The sequence below is a fragment of the Caballeronia arationis genome (genome assembly GCF_001544975.2).
GTDB lineage: Bacteria > Pseudomonadota > Gammaproteobacteria > Burkholderiales > Burkholderiaceae > Caballeronia > Caballeronia arationis.
Window position 1 is genome coordinate 1 of the sequence record NZ_FCOG02000118.1, and the last position, 17,582, is coordinate 17,582.

The following is a 17,582-nucleotide window of genomic DNA, read 5'->3' on the forward strand; positions in this document are numbered from 1 at the left end:
CGACAGAAATCGCGCTTTATCATGCACTTGGAAAACTACCCGAGCCTCCGTCGACCCACAGTTTTTACTGACGAACCAAAAGAATAAAGCGGGCTCTCGATTCTGAGACGCCCGCTTATTCGCTGCTACCTCGCTACTTGACTTGAGGCTGCGCCAAACGTTCGTGGCGCAGCGCGTATGTCATCGAAACGCAGGCGATCACGAGGAGTGCCGCGATGAAGTAGAAGGCGTTGTTCATGCTACCGGTGTACGTTTTGATAAGGCCAATCAAATAAGGTGTGATAGTGCCGCTCGAGACACCGATACTGCTGACAAGCGCGATGCTGGCGGCGGCGTTCGGGCCGCGGAAGAAGGATGCCGGCACCGACCAGAAGATAGGATGTGCGGCATACACACATACAGCCGCTGCGGTGAGCAAAGCCATGGACACGGTGAATCCGATGCCGTGAGCCGTCAGCAGCGAGAGCGCGACTGCGGCGCCGGCACCACACAGCACGAAGTGCCACTTGCGCTCATTGCGTCGGTCCGAGTTGCGAGCAATCACGATAACACCCACCGCACCGATGGCATTCGGAATCGCCGAGTACAGACTTATTTGGACGATGTCCGTGATGCCGAATTCCTTAATCATAGTCGGCATCCAGAACAGCAGGAGCAGCATTGCCGAGGTCAGACAGAAGTACACGAAGGAGAAGATATACACATACTTGTTGCTCAAGGCAGCAAGGAACGAGTGGCTGTGTTCGCTCGGCTTCGAATCGAACGCAAGGATCTCAGAAAGCCGACGCTTCTCGCCGGCGCTAAGCCACGAAGCGACAGACGGATTGTCCTTCAGATAGAAGAAGGCGACGATGCCGAGGATGACAGCAGGTGCACCTTCAATGGCCAACATCCATTGCCAGCCGTGGATGCCGTACACGCCATCCATGCCGCGCATAATCCATCCGGACACGAGTCCGCCGAGCACGCCTGCAATCGCGACGCCTGCGTAGAAAATCGAGAGCGCTCCAGCGCGGCGCCGGGCCGGAAACCAGTAGGTTAAGTAAAAAACGATGCCTGGGAAGAAGCCCGCTTCAAATACCCCAAGCAGAAAGCGCAGCGTATAGAACTGCGTCGTACTGGACACGACGACCATCAAGACCGACACCGAACCCCACAAGAACATGATTCGGGCGAAAGTCTTCCTCGCACCGAACTTATGGAGGAGCATGTTACTCGGGACTTCAAACAGGACGTAGCCGATGAAGAAGAACACGGCACCCAAGCTGTAGGCCGCGTCGGTCAACGACAGGTCATGCTTCATCTGCAACTGCGCAAAGCCGATGTTGTTCCGGTCGAGAATGGCGACCACATAACAAAGGAACAAAAACGGGATGATTCGCAGTGACACCTTGCGAAATAGAGCATCGTCCGTTGTATCGACCGGAGCCGAACTCGTTGGGGCGGGACCCGTGCGAACAGAACTTCGCGTTGTCATCAGAAACTCCGGTGCGGTTGTTTTCCTGGTCAGTCGACCGGCCAAAGTGCCGGTGTGCAGGACTGACCCTCTTGACGCGACGTCCTGAAGTGCCCGTCGTTGGATTACATATTAACGTCCAACTTCGTATATATATAATTCAGGTTTCTACCTACTCGACGCTCTGCCCTGCCTCAAAGAGTTCTCTTTGGACTTTGAACCGGGGGTAAACCCCCGATTCGCACCGCTGCTCCAATCGGTTAGCGTGTTAAACATGTGCAAACTAAAGCGCCTAAATATAACTCAATGGTCGCTTTTCGTGACCAGTGGAGAGAGCCTTGTCCAATAGGGTGTTGTGGCTTTTAAGCACATGCTGCTTTCTGAGCATGGCGTCAATGAGGGTGTGTGACTCTGTCCTCCCCTCGCTGGAGACAGCGTTCGGAGTGTCGACCTCGCATGCTGCCCAAGCCATTTCTGCGTTTGCACTTGCCTATGGTGGTATGCAGCTCATCTTCGGTCCGCTGGGAGACAAGTTCGGCAAGCCGCGGGTGATTGCCTTCTCGACGCTCGCATGCACGGTGGGCAATTTGGGCGCCGCGCTCTCTGTTCACATGAACCATTTGGTGGCAGCGCGTGTTCTGTCGGGTGCGGCAGCTGCGGGAATCGTGCCCCTTACCATGGCTTGGATCGGCGACACAGTTGCATACGAGCGTCGCCAGGAAGTTTTGGCGCGGCTGCTCGGTGCAACAGTCTTTGGGATGATTGCCGGTCAGTGGCTCGGCGCGCTCTTGGCCGAAAAGCTCGGCTGGCGGGTGCCATTCGCAGCGCTCTCTACGATTTCGTTGTTTACTGGGGTGATGGTGCTGATGAGTGCCGGCGCGCGGCAAATTTCGGAGAAACCGAGCGACGGACGGTTCGCGGCTCGCGTTTTTCAGGTTTTTGCGGTGCCTTGGGCGAGAATTGTGTTGCTCATCACCCTTATCGAAGGCGCATTCGCTTTTAGCGCGCTCTCTTTCGTTCCGAGCTACCTGCACACCAGCTTCGAACTCCCAATATCGAAAGCTGGCGCGGTTGTTGCCTTGTACGGAGTCGGCGGCCTAGCTTACAGTCGGGGAGCGCGGATACTGGTCAATCGACTCGGTGAGGCGAACCTTGTTCGAGTTGGAGGCACCGGATTGGCTATCGCGTACGGCGCGCTCGCGCTCGCTCACAGCTGGTGGGTCGCCATGCCAGCCTGCCTTCTGGCGGGCTTCAGCTTTTATGCGTTACACAACACGTTGCAGACGCACGCTACGCAAATGGCGCCCAGCATGCGCGGCACAGCCGTATCGCTTTTTTCGTGTTTTTTGTTTTTCGGCCAATCGATAGGCATTTTTTGCGCGGCGTGGTTCATCGACCGATTTTCCGCTGCGCCAGTCTTTCTCGGCTGCGCCGCAGGTCTGCTGGTGCTGGCGTTCGCGTTTGCTTTGCTTGTATCTCGCCAGGCGGTCCGCGTCGGCTTGGCGCAGGGACGGGCGTCGCCCTAAACGACGGCCGGCTCGGCATTGCCGGCGTTTTGCTCGGTCAAAAATCGGGTTGTCTCGAGCAGGCTGGATGCAAGCGTGCCTTTCCAAGAAACATCGAAGTTGCCCGCAACACCAAACAGCGTGAGGACTAGAACGATTTCCTTGTTACTGTCGAAAACGGGAGCACTGATGCTGTTGATGCCCGGAATCGGCATCCCTTCGCCTCGCGCAAGGCCGCGTTTCCTGATATCAGCGAGGATGTCTCGAAACTGGGCCTGCGTAATGTTCTCACCCTCCGGTCGCTGGGAACCGAGATCCGCCTTGAGGCGGTCCTCAAACTCGGCCTCCTTGTACGCGGCGAAGACGCGACCCGTTGTTGAATGTGCCAACGACATAACGGTGCCGACGTGAACGCCCGCGTGCAACGACGCTGCCGGCTCAATGCTTTGAAGGACAGTGGGACCCAAGTCGCCCCATGTCGCCAGCAGCACGCTCTGTTCAGTCCGCGTCGCGAGCTGGAGCGCGGGTTCCATCGCTTTACGCACCGCGGGCACCAGACGCAGCGCGTGCAGGCCCAAGCGCAGCGACAGGGGGCCCGGCTCGTACTTCGAGGTGACGGGGTCGCGCTTGACCAGCCCGGTGCGAAGCAGACTCACCATATAAGTGAAGACCTGATTCGTTGGGATGCCGCTACGCGCGCTAAGGTCGGCAAGCGTCACCGGCTCACCTGCGTCCGCCAGATATTGAAGGAAACGACCACCGACTTCCATGCTCTGGATACCACGCTGCTCCTTCCGGGCACCCGATGCGTAGCCTTCCGGATTTTCTTTCGCCTGCTGCTTGGTTACCATGCATTCCTCTGTTGCACGAATGTACGTACGATTCGCTAATTTTACCGGTTCCCACAGCTAACGCGCTCGGACCGGACCCAAACACACTTCCAATACGAAATGGACACCGAAAGCACTGAAAAGGCACAGAGGGGAATCCAGTCTGTCGAGGTCGGCAGCGAAATTCTGCTCGCTCTGACGCAGGCCGACGCTCCGATGCCGCTGAAGGAAATCGCGCGCGTGACGGGGATGCCGCCTGCGAAGCTCTTTCCTTACCTAGTCAGCCTCATCAAGCTCCAACTGGTGCAGCGAGTCGAACCGTCGGGAGATTATGCGCCTGGCTCCTTGGCATTGCGGCTCGGAATGTACGGTCTGCAACGTCTGAATCCACTGCGCGAGGCCGAGTCCGACGTACTCGCGTTGGCCTCGAAGACGGGTCAGAGTGTCTTCCTTACTACATGGGGCCCGAACGGACCGGTCGTAGTCCGGCAAGAAGACCCCTCATATCCGTTGCACCTCACGCTGCGGGTCGGCACTATCATGTCGCTCGTCAACACTGCCACGGGCCGACTGTTCGGCGCCTACATGCCGGAGCAGCTGGTGCAGAAGGCGTTGGCGGACGAGGGTATGCGGCTCAGCGGAGCGACCACTCTGAAGACGGCAGAAAAGCAGGAGCTTTTCAAGCAATACGCGAAGATTCGCGAAGACGGCATGACCCGCACGTCCGGTCATCCGCTTCCGGGCGTGAACGCAATCGCGGCGCCGGTCTTCTTGTTCAATGGCACGATAGCCCTGGCCATGACGCTCGTGGGGCCCGCCGGCACGTTCGATACCCGCTGGGATGGCGGGCTCGCTCAGACCCTCCGCCAGACTGCCCACGACCTCTCATATCGACTCGGCTACTCGGCCACCACCGACAAAGCCTAGCACCTCCCTGGGCGGCGGCTCATTCGCTCGCTGCCCGGTTTTTCTTTCCCTCCCTCCCCTAAATCGCGGCGGCTGACGGCTGAGGCGCGCTCGCGTCCACCTCTCGAATAGTCGCGCGCACTCCACTTGCGACTGCTGCCTTCCGTCTGACAAAACTGCACCACACGCATCGACTTCCAAACTAAGGGAAATTATCTATATGCGATACATCTCGCAAATGTATAATTTCGTACATACCGCACAGGTACTCACCGCACGCGGTTCGCCTAACATCAATGCTATCGAGGTCTTTGCCATGACGTCCGTGAAGAAGTTCGCATCTCATGCTGACACTGAAGAGAAGAAGGTCACGTTCGAGCAGCTCTCCGAGCATGCTTATGCCTACACCGCCGAGGGCGACCCCAACACCGGCATCATCATCGGCGACGATGCGGTCCTCGTTGCCGACACGCAGGCCACGCCGGTTATGGCTCAAGACGTCATTCGCCGCATCCGCGAAGTGACGGACAAGCCCATCAAGTATGTTCTGCTGACGCACTATCACGCGGTGCGCGTCCTCGGCGCGTCGGCGTACAACGCCGAGCAAATCATCGCGAGTCAAGACACGTACGACCTGATTGTCGAGCGTGGTGAGCAAGACATGAAGAGCGAGATTGAGCGCTTTCCCCGACTCTTCAATGCGGTCGAATCGGTCCCTGGTCTGACGTGGCCGACCCTCACGTTCCAGAAGAAGATGACCCTCTGGATGGGCAAGCTCGAAGTGCAAATCCTGCAACTGGGTCGTGGTCACACGAAGGGCGACACGGTTGTCTGGCTGCCGGAAGAGAAGACGCTGCTCTCCGGTGACCTGGTCGAGTATGGCGCTACACCGTACGCCGGTGACGCCTATTTCCAGGATTGGCCGGCAACGCTCGACGCGATTGCAGCGCTCAAGCCCGAGAAGCTGGTTCCGGGTCGCGGTGCGGCTCTCAAGACCCCGCAAGAAGTGGCAGACGGTCTGGCAGGAACGCGCGCTTTTGTCAGCGAGCTCTACGCGAAGGTGAAGTCGGGCGCGAGCGAAGGCAAGGACCTCAACGCGATTTACAAAGACACTTTCGCCACGCTCAAGCCCAAGTTCGGCGACTGGGTCATCTTCGACCACTGCATGCCGTTTGACGTGACGCGTGCGTTCGATGAGGCCACCCAGTACCCCGACCCGCGTATCTGGACGGCTCAGCGCGACAAGGAAATGTGGGAAACGCTCGAAGGGTAACGCTTCCGGTTCGGACGGTCACGCGGTCTTGGCCGTCCGGCCTGCCAGGAATTCAGTCTCGGAGCCACATGGTGGAACATTCGACCCAAGAAGCATCATCGCAATTCGAGCCGGCCAGGTCGAGCAGCGCGTTGCCTAACGCTCAGCTCAAGCGCGCACCGCTGGACTCTGCTCATTCGGCCCATCCGTCCGGCTATCAGTCAGGCTTCGGTAGCGAATTCGCCACGGAAGCGCTGCCAGGCGCGCTTCCCGTTGGTCGCAATTCCCCGCAGCGCGCGCCGTACGGCCTCTACGCTGAGCAGCTATCCGGCACTGCTTTTACGGCACCACGCTCGCACAATCGGCGCGCATGGCTCTATCGAGTGCGGCCGGCTGCAGTGCATAAGCCATTCACGCTCATTGAGGGCAAAAAGCTCGTCGCCGACTTCTCGAACGTTCCGCCTACACCGCCTAACCAGTTGCGCTGGGACCCGCTCCCGGTTCCGACCAAGCCGACCGACTTCATCGATGGATTGGTCACGATGGCGGGCAACGGCTCAGCTGAATCGATGACTGGCTGCGCCATCCATCTGTATGCATGCAATCAGTCGATGTCGGACCGCTTCTTCTACAGCGCCGACGGCGAACTGCTGATTGTTCCGCAGGCAGGTCGTCTGAGCATCGCCACCGAACTGGGCCTGCTCGACGTCGAGCCGCAAGAAATTGCAGTCATTCCGCGCGGCACTCGCTTCAGAGTGGAGTTGCCGGATGGCCAGGCGCGTGGCTACATCTGCGAAAACTTCGGCGCGCTTCTCCGTCTTCCCGACCTCGGTCCGATTGGGTCCAACGGTCTGGCTAACCCTCGCGATTTTCTGACGCCTCTCGCAGCTTACGAGGTTCGCGAAGGTAACTTCGAGCTGGTCGCCAAGCTGAACGGCAATCTGTGGCGAGCAGACATCGGGCATTCGCCGCTTGACGTTGTGGCGTGGCACGGCAACTACGCGCCGTACAAATACGACTTGCGGCTCTTTAACACCATCGGCTCCATCAGCTTTGACCATCCGGACCCCTCCATATTTCTGGTGCTTCAGTCGGTGAGCGACACGCCGGGCGTGGATACCATCGACTTCGCCATCTTCCCGCCGCGCTGGCTAGTTGGCGAAGACACGTTCCGTCCTCCCTGGTTCCATCGCAACGTAGCTAGCGAGTTCATGGGCCTGATTCATGGCGAGTATGACGCAAAGGCAGAAGGCTTCGAGCCTGGTGGCGCGAGCCTGCACAACTGCATGTCGGGGCATGGCCCGGACGCGGGCACGTTCGACAAAGCGTCGTTCTCGAACACTTCGACGCCAGTCAAGGTCGACTCCACGATGGCGTTCATGTTTGAGACTCGCACGCTCATCAAGCCGACGCAGTTTGCCCTCGAAACCTCCCAGCTTCAGAACGAGTATTTTGAATGCTGGCAAGGTCTCACGAATCGATTCAACCCGGAAGTGAAGTCATGAATGCAAGCACAGGTGAGGACGACGTCGTACTCCAGACTACACGGGCGAGCCTCAAAAGCTGGGTGGAATCTGCGAACGACGCCAAGACGGATTTCCCTATCCAGAACCTTCCGTTCGGCATCTTCAATGGCGGCGGCTCCGACGTTCGCCGCGTTGGTGTCGCTATCGGTGATTGGATTGTCGACTTGGCTGCGCTCGAAGCATCTCGCGCCATCTCGGTCCCCTACACGGCGGTCGACGACGACGGCAATCCGAAAAGCGTCTTTCGGCAGAAGCGGCTTAACGATTTCGTGGCCTTGGGTCGTCCGGTCTGGCGAAGCCTCCGCAGCCAACTGTCCGCATTGCTGTCCACAGGTGGGGGTACGTTGCGCGACAACGTCGAACTTCGTGAGCGTGCCATGGTACGGCAGAGCGACGCGACGATGCACCTGCCGTTCGAGATTCCAGGCTACACGGACTTCTACTCGTCTCGCGAACACGCAACGAATGTCGGCTGCATGTTCAGAGACCCGGAGAACGCCCTCATGCCGAATTGGCTTGAGATTCCCATCGGATACAACGGCCGTGCATCATCGGTCGTCGTCAGCGGCACGCCTGTGCGTCGTCCGAACGGACAGCGGAAGGCGCCTGATGATGCCCGCCCGACATACGGACCTTCGCGCAAGCTCGACATCGAACTCGAAACCGGCTTCTTTGTTGGTGTTGGAAATGCCCTGGGCACACCTGTTCAGGCAAAGGACGCCGACGGCAATATTTTCGGGATGGTGCTCCTCAATGATTGGAGTGCGCGCGACATCCAGCAGTGGGAGTATCAACCGCTGGGACCGTTCAACTCGAAGGGCTTTGCCACGACCATATCGCCGTGGGTCGTGACGATGGACGCGCTTTCGCCATTCCGCGTCGAACAACCTGCGCAGGAACCTGAGCCGCTCGGCTACTTGTTTGGCGCGTCTCGCGCCGGCGTAGACCTTGAACTTGAGGTCTTGCTCAAGCCAAAGTCAGCTGACTCGGCCAAGACAATTGCCCGGACGAACTTCAAGTACATGTACTGGACGATGGCGCAGCAACTGGCTCATCACACCTCGGGCGGTTGCAACACTCGCGTCGGCGATTTGATGGGCTCGGGAACGGTCAGCGGACCTGAGTCTGCCGGTCAACCTGGCGTTGGCACCTTCGGAAGCCTTCTTGAGCTGACCTGGAATGGCCAGAAGCCGCTCGATGTCGGCAACGGCGAAGTCCGCGGCTTCATCGAAGATGGCGATGAACTCACGCTGCGTGGATGGTGCCAGGGCGACGGCTATCGGGTGGGATTCGGCGCTTGTGTCGGCGAAATTCTGCCTGCGCTTGAGACGGCCGACGCGGACCCCGTTGTATGAAGCTGTATAGCTACTTTCGCAGCTCCGCGTCATATCGTGTGCGCATCGCCCTGGCACTAAAGGGACTGCCTTACGAGTATGCCGCGGTTCATCTGGTCAAGGGGGGTGGCCAGCAACTGTCCTCCGTGTATCGTTCGGTTAATCCGGATAGCCTCGTCCCGACGCTCGAGGACGGGCCGCACGTGCTCACGCAATCGCTCGCGATTGTCGAATACCTGAATGAGCTTCATCCAGAGCCGCCCTTGCTTCCTTCCGACGCGGTGGACCGTGCTTACGTGCGGTCGGTGGCGCTGCAGGTAGCGTGTGAAATCCACCCAGTGAACAATCTGCGTGTGCTTCAGTATCTGAAGAACAGCCTTGGCGTCACAGAGGAGCAGAAAACGGAATGGTATCGGCACTGGGTGGATGTCGGGTTCGGTGCGCTGGAGTCCCGACTGGAGGACGAACGGCGCGTTGGAGAGTTCGTATGCGGTGGAACGCCGACCCTTGCCGACATCTGCCTGGTTCCGCAGGTCTGGAACGCGCGACGATTCAACATACCGCTCGATGACTATCCGACTGTCGTTTGCCTTGCCGACAACGCGATGAAGTTGGAAGCTTTCAAAATGGCGCAACCCGCGAATCAGCCAGACGCGGAGTAGTAGGTTCAGGCAGCCAGCAGATTAGCTCGTTTTTTTCCCCAAAAAACGCACTGTTATAACGAGAGTTTTCACGGGTGCAGCTTCTGGATGACTGATTTTGATTTCCGGTTGAGAAGACGGCGTTATGTCAATCGCTCACCACGGGCATCCACGGGTCGGTCCCGCTGCTCTGCGACAAGCAGCGTCGCCTGCATCGACGTCGTGCAGCTGCTCGTGTTTCCGCGGGGACACGAGAGGCCGTGCAAGTTCATGAATAGCCTTCCCCGACCCTGAACTCGCTCGAACTCTCGCGACAGTGGAGACCGCTTACAGCGGTGAAACGGTCGTTCAAAAAGCTGTTGCTGGCAACCTTTCTGCAGAATCGATTCGGTGCGCCGTTAGTTCCCCGCTTGGCGGCGATGGCTGACTTGGACTTCTTCGCCTCATGAAACAACCCAGTTCGCCCGCCTTGGCAGCAAATCTGCGACAGGCGCAGGGCCCGGCTCGGGCTATGCTTCCCACGTGATACTCGCTCCCAATCCGCTGCGCATGACTTCCAGGTAAGGTGATAGTGCAACGATATCTCGTGGCGATGGTCTGCTCTATAGGAAGCTTCATGCGCTTCGCATCAGAGGCAGCGCGCGCAGTCGGAGAACCCAACCTGCCTGTCTTTTTCCTACTCATGGCCTAATCCTTGGACCGCAATTGTGTCGTGCACCCGCAGCGCTCAAAGTGCGACCCGTATTGAGCGTCTTCCACGGGCCATCCTCAAACCTTCGACCACGACACTGACCTTGACGATCCGCATTACTTCCGCAGTAGCCGCCGAGCCGAAGTGAATCGACCCTCGTCCCTAAAGCATCAGTTGCCTGCGAGATCGAGGGTCTTAGGGGTGTCGATATCGGAGCATCACCAACGCGAGCCAGTTTGAAACCGAACTAGCACTCCGACGGCACTCAAGGAGTCGCCTCCTTCAACACAGCGGTCGCGTCGGCCACCAGCAACGCCGTCATATTGACGATTCGACGCACCGTTGCCGACGGAGGGAGTACATGTACGGGCAGCGCCGCGCCGAGCAGGATCGATCCGATGGCGACGTTGTTGCCTGCCGCTGCTTTAAGCAGGTTGTACGAGATATTGGCCGCGTCGATGTTAGGCAGCACCAAAAGGTTCGCGTCGCCCTCTAGCGTCGAATCCGGCATTGCTTCGCGGCGTAGCTTGTGATCGAGTGCGAGGCCGCCATGCATTTCCCCATCGACCTGCAACTGAGGCGCGCATTGGCGCAGGATCGCCAGCACATCGCGCATCTTCTGCGCCGATGGTGCGTTGCTCGTGCCGAAATTCGAGTGCGACACCAGCGCGACCTTCGGCTCGACACCAAAACGGCGCACTTCTTCAGCCGCCATGATCGTGATCGCGGCCAGTTCTTCAGCCGTCGGATCGACGTTCACGTGTGTATCGACGAGGAAAATCTGCCGACCCGGCAGAACCAGCGCGTTCATCGCTGCGTAGACGTTGCACCCTTTCTTCTTGCCGATCACCTGATCGATAAAGTGCAGATGCCGGTGTGTCGTGCTCACCATGCCGCAGATCATGCCGTCCGCCTCACCCCGTTTTACCAGCATCGCGCCGATAAGAGTGGTGCGGCGGCGCATCTCCAACTTTGCCATCTGGGGCGTGATGCCCTTGCGGGACATCATCTTGTAATACTCTTGCCAGAAGTCGCGATAACGCTCGTCGTGATCGGTATTCACGACCGTATAGTCCTGACCCGCGGAGAGACGCAGACCGTAGCGTGCAATCCGTTGCTCGATCACGCTCGGACGGCCAATCAAGATGGGCGTGGCAAGCTTCTCATCGACGACGATCTGAACAGCGCGCAGCACCCGCTCTTCCTCGCCTTCCGCAAACACGATTCGTTTTTTCGCGGGCTCTACACCACGCGCGATCTGAAAGATCGGCTTCATGGTCGTGCCGCTTTGATACACGAACTGCTGCAAATGCTGCTTATAGGCCTCCATGTCCTCGATCGGACGCTCGGCGACGCCAGAATCCATGGCCGCTTTCGCGACCGCAGGCGCGAGCTTGACGATAAGGCGTGGATCGAATGGTTTCGGAATGAGATACTCCGGGCCGAAGGAAAGATCCCGAATACCGTAAGCCGTCGCGACGATATCGCTCTGTTCCTGGCGTGCCAGTTCCGCCAGTGCATTGACGGCGGCAATTTCCATTTCCCTCGTCACCGTCGTTGCGCCAGCGTCCAGCGCGCCCCGGAACAGGAACGGGAACACCAGGACGTTGTTCACCTGGTTCGGAAAGTCGGCCCGCCCCGTAGCGAGGATTGCATCCGGACGCACTTCGAGCGCGAGTTCCGGAAGGATTTCCGGCGTCGGATTCGCGAGCGCCAGGATCAGCGGCTTCACGGCCATCTGCTTGACCATGTCTTGCTTGAGCACCCCACCGGCAGACAAGCCTAGGAAGACGTCCGCGCCTTCAATCACTTCAGCAAGCGTGCGTGCGCTGGTGTCGCGGGCGAAGCGCTCCTTGTCTGGATCCATGAGTTCAGTCCGGCCCTTGTAGACCACCCCGGCAAGATCGGCTACCAAAATGTTCTCTAGCGGCAAGCCAACGTCGACGAGAAGGTCAAGACACGCGAGCGCCGCAGCACCTGCACCCGATGCCACCAGTTTCACTTCCTTGATGTTCTTGCCCACGACCTTCAGGCCGTTGATGATCGCCGCCGCGACGACGATAGCCGTGCCATGCTGGTCGTCGTGGAACACGGGAATCTTCATGCGCTTGCGGCATTCACGCTCGACGATAAAGCAATCCGGCGCCTTGATGTCTTCCAGATTGATCCCGCCGAAGGTTGGCTCAAGCGCAGCAATTACGTCCACCAGCTTATGTGGATCCGACTCGTTGAGCTCGATGTCGAACACGTCGATGCCTGCGAATTTCTTGAACAACACCGCTTTGCCTTCCATTACTGGCTTCGATGCAAGCGGCCCAATGTTACCCAGCCCCAGCACCGCCGTCCCATTCGTGACCACGCCGACGAGGTTGCTGCGAGCCGTGAAGCGCGCGGCATTTAGCGGGTTTTCGACGATTTCCTCACATGCGAAGGCGACGCCCGGAGAGTAGGCCAGCGAGAGATCTCGCTGGTTGATCATCTGCTTCGTCGGGGTGATCGCCAGCTTCCCGGGCGTCGGAAACTCATGGTAATCGAGAGCGGCTTGCCGAAAGCTTGTGGTTTCAGATTGCTTTGTCATGTCATCAATTCTTGGAAAGGGTTGACGCGCAGGCCGTTCCGCTCGCGACCTAACGCGAGCGGAACACGAGCGATTTAGTGGACGTTCGGTCGCACGACTGGCTTGTTGCCTGTCATCGGCTCAGCTGCGAGCGGTCCGATCGGTTCCAACGCATCGATGCTTGTATCGCCTTGACGATTGAGCATCGCACGCGCAACGTTCATATCCAGGGCCCCTTCCCATCGAGCTACCACAACCGTTGCCACACCATTCCCAATCAGGTTCGTCACGGCGCGGGCCTCATTAAGAAAGCGGTCCACGCCGAGCAGAAGCACTAAACCTTCAACGGGAATCTTGTGCATCGACGCCAGAGTCGCAGCCAACGCGACGAATCCTGCGCCTGCCACACCAGCGGAACCCTTTGAAGTCAGTAAGAGCACGCCTAGCACGAGCAACTGGTCCCAGATTGTCAAATGCACATTCATAGCCTGTGCGATGAACATCGCCGCCATGGTCAGATAGATCGCCGTCCCGTCAGCGTTGAAGGTATAGCCGGTAGGCAAAACCATTCCGACGACCGGTCGGGAGCAACCCATCCTCTCCATCTTGATGAGCATTTGCGGCAACACTGCTTCTGTCGAAGCCGTGCCCAGGGTGATGAAGATTTCGTCTTTGATGTAGCGCAGATACTTGAACAACGACAACCCGCACAGATGCATGACGATGCCGAGCACGACCACCACGAAGAAGATCGATGTCAGATACAAACACAACATCAGTTGGCCAAAAGAAGCCAGCGTACCGATCCCGTATTTGGCGATGGTGAAGGCCATCCCGCCGAACGCGCCGATTGGTGCAACGTACATTACGATTCGAACTATGCCAAACATGCCTTGTAGGAACATATCAAGCATGTCGACAAAGGGCGCCGTACGCGGGCCCAGTTTGGCGAGTGCAATGGCAAGCAACAGCGAAAAGAAGATAATCGGCAAGATCTCGCCGTTCGCAAACGCGCCGACAATGCTGTTCGGCACGATGCTCATCAGGAAGTCGAGCGTGCCGTGCTGCTTTGCCGCCTGCGTATAGGTCGCAATCGCTGAACTGTCGATGTGCGCGGGATCGATGTTCATGCCGCTGCCGGGCTTGAATACGTTCACGACCACGAGACCCACCAGAAGCGCGATAGTCGATGCGATTTCGAAATACAGCACCGCCTTCACACCGACGCGACCAGCCTCATGAAGATCGCTCATGCGGGCTATGCCAACTACGACGGATGCGAAGATAATCGGTGCCAGCAGCATCCGGATCAGTTTGATGAAAAGGTCGCCGAGTGGCTTAAGTTGCGAGCCAATATCGGGATAGAAATGCCCGAGTAAAATCCCGGCGATGATGCCGATGAGAACCTGAACGTAGAGCTTGGAAAGCGATTTCCTGATTGATACCAGCATGACTGTCTCCTATGCCTGGCGTCTTTTAATGAAGTCCAGACGAGCGCCCACAGCGGGGTAGTCCGCTGCGGTATGCACGAAAGGAATTCGCCTGCGTTCTTTTGTTGTTGTATGAACGCAGCGCCGAAGGGGTGTATCGGCGCGTTGCCTATCTAAGGCTTATGAGGACAGCTTTTGCATCTCGGCGAAGAGATCGGCCTTGCCTTCGAAGCCGATGCCGGGCAGGTCCGGCATGGTGATGTAGCCGCCGTCGACCTTCACGCCATCGGGGAAGCCGCCGTAGGGCTGGAACAGGTCCGGATACGATTCGTTGCCGCCGAGGCCGAGCCCAGCTGCGATGTTCAGCGACATCTGATGGCCGCCATGCGGAATGCAGCGCTTCCGCGACCAGCCGTGCTCATGCAGCATGTCGAGCGTGCGCAGATATTCGACGAGGCCATAGCTCAGCGCGCAATCGAATTGCAGCCAGTCGCGATCGGCGCGCATGCCGCCGTAGCGGATCAGATTGCGGGCGTCCTGCATAGAAAAGAGGTCTTCGCCGGTTGCCATCGGCTTGTCGTAGTAGTTGCGCAGCGTGGCCTGCAGCTCGTAGTCGAGCGGGTCGCCCGGTTCCTCGTACCAGAACAGGTCGTATTGCGAGAGCGCCTTTGCGTATTGAATGGCGGTATCGAGATCGAAGCGGCCGTTGGCATCCACCGCGAGCTTCTGGCCGTCGCCGAGCACGCTCAGGATCGAATCGATGCGGCGCAGGTCTTCATCGAGCGAGGCGCCGCCAATCTTCTTCTTCACGACCGTATAGCCCCGGTCGATGTAGCTGCGCATCTCATCTTTCAGCTTGCCGTGATCCTGGCCCGGATAGTAATAGCCGCCTGCGGCATACACGAAGATCTTGCGGTCGGGCGTGCCGTTGCCGTAGCGATCTGCAAGCAGTTGAAACAGCGGCTTGCCTTCGATCTTCGCGACGGCATCCCACACGGCCATGTCTATCGTGCCGATCGCGACCGACCGCTCCCCGTGACCGCCGGGCTTTTCGTTGGTGAACATCGTCGCCCAGATCTTGTGCGGGTCGAGATTGTCGCCGGCATCGTTGACGAGGGAGGCAGGATCGGCTTCGAGCAGACGCGGAATGAAGCGTTCGCGCATCAGCTTGCCCTGGCCGTAGCGGCCGTTCGAATTGAAGCCGTAGCCGATCACCGGCTTGCCGTCGCGGATCACGTCGGTGACGACCGCGACGAGACTCAGCGTCATCTTGCTGAAGTCAATATAGGCATTGCGGATCGGGGAACTGATCGGAACGGTCTTTTCGCGGATTTCAACGATTCTCATGGCTTGTCTCCTGAGTTTTGGAAGCATATTGCGACCCCCTCGGCTGCAATATGGAACGTAGCTTAACTGTGAAAAACGCTGCTAAACTACACTTCCGTTCACAACACTTTTCAAGTCCAGTGAATACTGAAACTCAAACCGCTACCGATTTCGAGTTCTTCATTCTTCTGGCGAAGCTTAAAAGTATGTCGGGTGCGGCGCGGGCACTCGATCTGTCCCCGCCCGCTGCGACCAAGCGACTCGGCGTCATTGAGCAGCGGCTAGGGGTTCGTCTGGTGAATCGGACCACTCGGAGCGTGAGTCTTACGCCCGAAGGCGAGACCTACCTGCGATACGCCTCGCAGATCGTCGGGCAAGTCCGCGAGATGGAAGAGGCGATTTCCGGGACGAAGGGAGACCCGCAAGGTCTGTTGCGCATTAATGCGACGCTTGGATTCGGCCGCACAACGATCGCGCCGCTGGTGTCGGAATTCGCCAAGCGCTTTCCTGGCGTCGAAGTTCAGTTTGAAGTGACAGATCGCCCCGTTGATCTCGTGGAGGGCGCCTTTGATATGGCGATCAGATTTGGTGAATTACCCGACACTCGTCTGAGCGCACGACGCATCATGAGTAATCGCCGTTTTCTGTGCGCCTCGCCAAAATATCTGGAAAAGCACGGCACACCCGAGCGGGTTGAAGACTTGTCTGAGCATCGATGCATCATCCACCGACAGAACGAGGATGCTTATGGGGTGTGGCGTTACATCGTGAACGACCACACCGAGGCGATCAAAGTAAAAGGCGCGCTATCAAGCAACGACGGTGATATCGTGCTGCGCTGGGCATTGGAAGGACACGGAATACTGATTCGCTCGGAATGGGATCTTGCAAAGTATGTGCAGAGCGGTCGGCTCAGCCTCGTTTTGCCGAACACGGTTCTCCCCTCTGCCGACCTGTTTGTTTACTACCCGCGACAAAGAAATCAGACTGCTCGTGCGCGCGCCTTCATTGATTTCTTGGTGGGTCGATTCCAAGCGCCGTTCACCCCCGTCGATACGGGTACCGAACCGCGTGAACGGAGAAAGCGGAGTCTGCGCAAGTAGGTCTTGAATGCCTAATGTCGGTACAGGCGGGCGATCGCGATGGCCGCAGCATCTTGATCCTGACGGATGACTCCTTTCATAGGATTAGGCGCCGCGCAGGTGGCACCAAAAGAGTCCAGCAAAAGACCATTCATGGCCGAACCGGTCCCCTCGAATCTTGAAGTCTCTCCCCATCCATCTGTCTACGTCGGGCACGAGGGGACCCAAAGCGGACAGACTGGCGCGACCCGCTACAAACCAGCTAAGGCATTGTCGATTTCCGATCATCAGATTCGTCGTCAGTGAACCCCATTCGAAGGATCTCCCATGAAATACCTCGGCCTGGCCTACTTCTCCCCCAAAAAACTCGCCGCGATGGCGCCCGACGAAATCAAGGAATTGGTGAGCCAGTGCCCGGCATTGGATGAGAAGATGCGCGCTACCGGCAAGGTTCTGATTTCCGCCTCCCTTGGCGATCTGGACAAATGGAGGACGCTCCGCCCGAGCACTGGAGAGACGCGCATCATCGATGGGCCTTACACCGAGTCGAAGGAAGTCGTGGGCGGCGTATTCATCATCGAGGCGGACAGCCCTGACGAGGCGTTACGCATCGCGTCCATGCACCCGGCTGCCACACTGGGCGAAGAAGGCGGATGGGCCGTGGAGCTTATTCCCTTGGATTTCTATCTGGCGCAATGAGGATTTGGACGCCTGTCTCAAGAAGGCGCTGGGCGTTCCTTTCATCACAGACACCTTCACTGTGTCGGGAGTCATCGCGAATCATCGCGGCGATGTCCGCTGCTGGCCCCGGTTTCCGCCATTCGACAAGTCACCGCGGGACCGCATGTCGAGCGAGAATTTTCATCACGTAGTTTGCGCTTCGCCTCCCGAACGTCCCAATGCTGACTGCTGCGTCTGCGGATTTCGGCGATGGTGATCAGCCGTTTCGGTGAACGTGATCAGTATGGAAGTTGGTGTTGCGCGGTCAGAGAATTATAACGAAGGTGATCACGATGGGGATGAGTCGGATTGCTTTGCGTTGGTCT

General features: G+C 58.3%; 13 protein-coding genes. 8 read left to right on the plus strand and 5 right to left on the minus strand.

Annotation, left to right across the window (positions count from 1 at the left end):
- Positions 1–133 precede the first annotated feature (133 nt).
- On the minus strand, positions 134–1,477 hold the full coding sequence (locus AWB81_RS33780) for an MFS transporter (protein WP_062641737.1): 1,344 nt from the start codon (positions 1,475–1,477) through the stop codon (positions 134–136).
- 374 nt (positions 1,478–1,851) lie between these two features.
- Between AWB81_RS33780 and AWB81_RS33785 the strand changes: the two genes are divergently transcribed.
- Positions 1,852–2,982 (plus strand): MFS transporter, encoded by a 1,131-nt coding sequence (locus AWB81_RS33785; protein ID WP_235026046.1) that lies wholly within the window; start codon positions 1,852–1,854, stop codon positions 2,980–2,982.
- Here AWB81_RS33785 and AWB81_RS33790 read toward each other — a convergent pair.
- Complete coding sequence (locus tag AWB81_RS33790; RefSeq protein WP_062641741.1) at positions 2,979–3,812, minus strand: IclR family transcriptional regulator; 834 nt, start codon at positions 3,810–3,812, stop codon at positions 2,979–2,981. The genes AWB81_RS33785 and AWB81_RS33790 overlap by 4 nt on opposite strands.
- Before the next feature lie 99 nt (positions 3,813–3,911).
- On the opposite strand from AWB81_RS33790, the gene AWB81_RS33795 reads away from it, so the two are divergent.
- From AWB81_RS33795 to maiA, 5 genes are all read left to right on the plus strand, one after another.
- The gene (locus tag AWB81_RS33795) at positions 3,912–4,718 is read left to right on the plus strand and encodes an IclR family transcriptional regulator (protein ID WP_062641743.1); all 807 of its coding nucleotides are present in this window, start codon (positions 3,912–3,914) and stop codon (positions 4,716–4,718) included.
- Positions 4,719–5,013: 295 nt separating this feature from the next.
- Positions 5,014–5,970 carry an MBL fold metallo-hydrolase gene (locus AWB81_RS33800; RefSeq protein ID WP_062641745.1) on the plus strand — a complete coding sequence of 319 codons (957 nt, stop codon included), beginning with the start codon at positions 5,014–5,016 and terminating at the stop codon, positions 5,968–5,970.
- A 71-nt stretch (positions 5,971–6,041) separates the two neighbouring features.
- Positions 6,042–7,454, plus strand: coding sequence for a homogentisate 1,2-dioxygenase (gene hmgA, locus AWB81_RS33805; protein ID WP_235026047.1), 1,413 nt, complete (start codon positions 6,042–6,044; stop codon positions 7,452–7,454).
- A complete protein-coding gene (gene fahA, locus AWB81_RS33810) occupies positions 7,451–8,830 on the plus strand; it encodes a fumarylacetoacetase (RefSeq protein ID WP_062641747.1) in 1,380 nt (459 codons plus the stop codon). The genes hmgA and fahA overlap by 4 nt, the downstream gene beginning before the upstream one ends.
- Positions 8,827–9,471, plus strand: coding sequence for a maleylacetoacetate isomerase (gene maiA / locus AWB81_RS33815; protein WP_062641749.1), 645 nt, complete (start codon positions 8,827–8,829; stop codon positions 9,469–9,471). Before fahA ends, maiA begins: the two co-directional genes overlap by 4 nt.
- Before the next feature lie 935 nt (positions 9,472–10,406).
- On the opposite strand, the gene AWB81_RS33820 is transcribed toward maiA, so the two are convergent.
- The 3 genes from AWB81_RS33820 to AWB81_RS33830 all read right to left on the minus strand — a co-directional run bounded on the left by AWB81_RS33820 (position 10,407) and on the right by AWB81_RS33830 (position 15,475).
- Entirely contained in the window at positions 10,407–12,719 is a 2,313-nt protein-coding gene (locus tag AWB81_RS33820) for an NADP-dependent malic enzyme (RefSeq protein WP_062641751.1), read from the minus strand.
- A 74-nt stretch (positions 12,720–12,793) separates the two neighbouring features.
- Positions 12,794–14,149 carry a C4-dicarboxylate transporter DctA gene (gene dctA / locus AWB81_RS33825; RefSeq protein WP_062641753.1) on the minus strand — a complete coding sequence of 452 codons (1,356 nt, stop codon included), beginning with the start codon at positions 14,147–14,149 and terminating at the stop codon, positions 12,794–12,796.
- 159 nt (positions 14,150–14,308) lie between these two features.
- Positions 14,309–15,475: a mandelate racemase/muconate lactonizing enzyme family protein gene (locus AWB81_RS33830; RefSeq protein ID WP_062641755.1), complete on the minus strand. Its 1,167-nt coding sequence runs from the start codon at positions 15,473–15,475 to the stop codon at positions 14,309–14,311.
- A 119-nt stretch (positions 15,476–15,594) separates the two neighbouring features.
- Here AWB81_RS33830 and AWB81_RS33835 point away from each other — a divergent pair, with 119 nt between their 5' ends.
- Together AWB81_RS33835 and AWB81_RS33840 are read left to right on the plus strand one after the other, a co-directional pair.
- On the plus strand, positions 15,595–16,557 hold the full coding sequence (locus tag AWB81_RS33835; RefSeq protein WP_062641757.1) for a LysR family transcriptional regulator: 963 nt from the start codon (positions 15,595–15,597) through the stop codon (positions 16,555–16,557).
- Between the two features lie 306 nt (positions 16,558–16,863).
- Positions 16,864–17,235: a YciI family protein gene (locus AWB81_RS33840; RefSeq protein WP_062641759.1), complete on the plus strand. Its 372-nt coding sequence runs from the start codon at positions 16,864–16,866 to the stop codon at positions 17,233–17,235.
- Positions 17,236–17,582 lie beyond the last annotated feature (347 nt).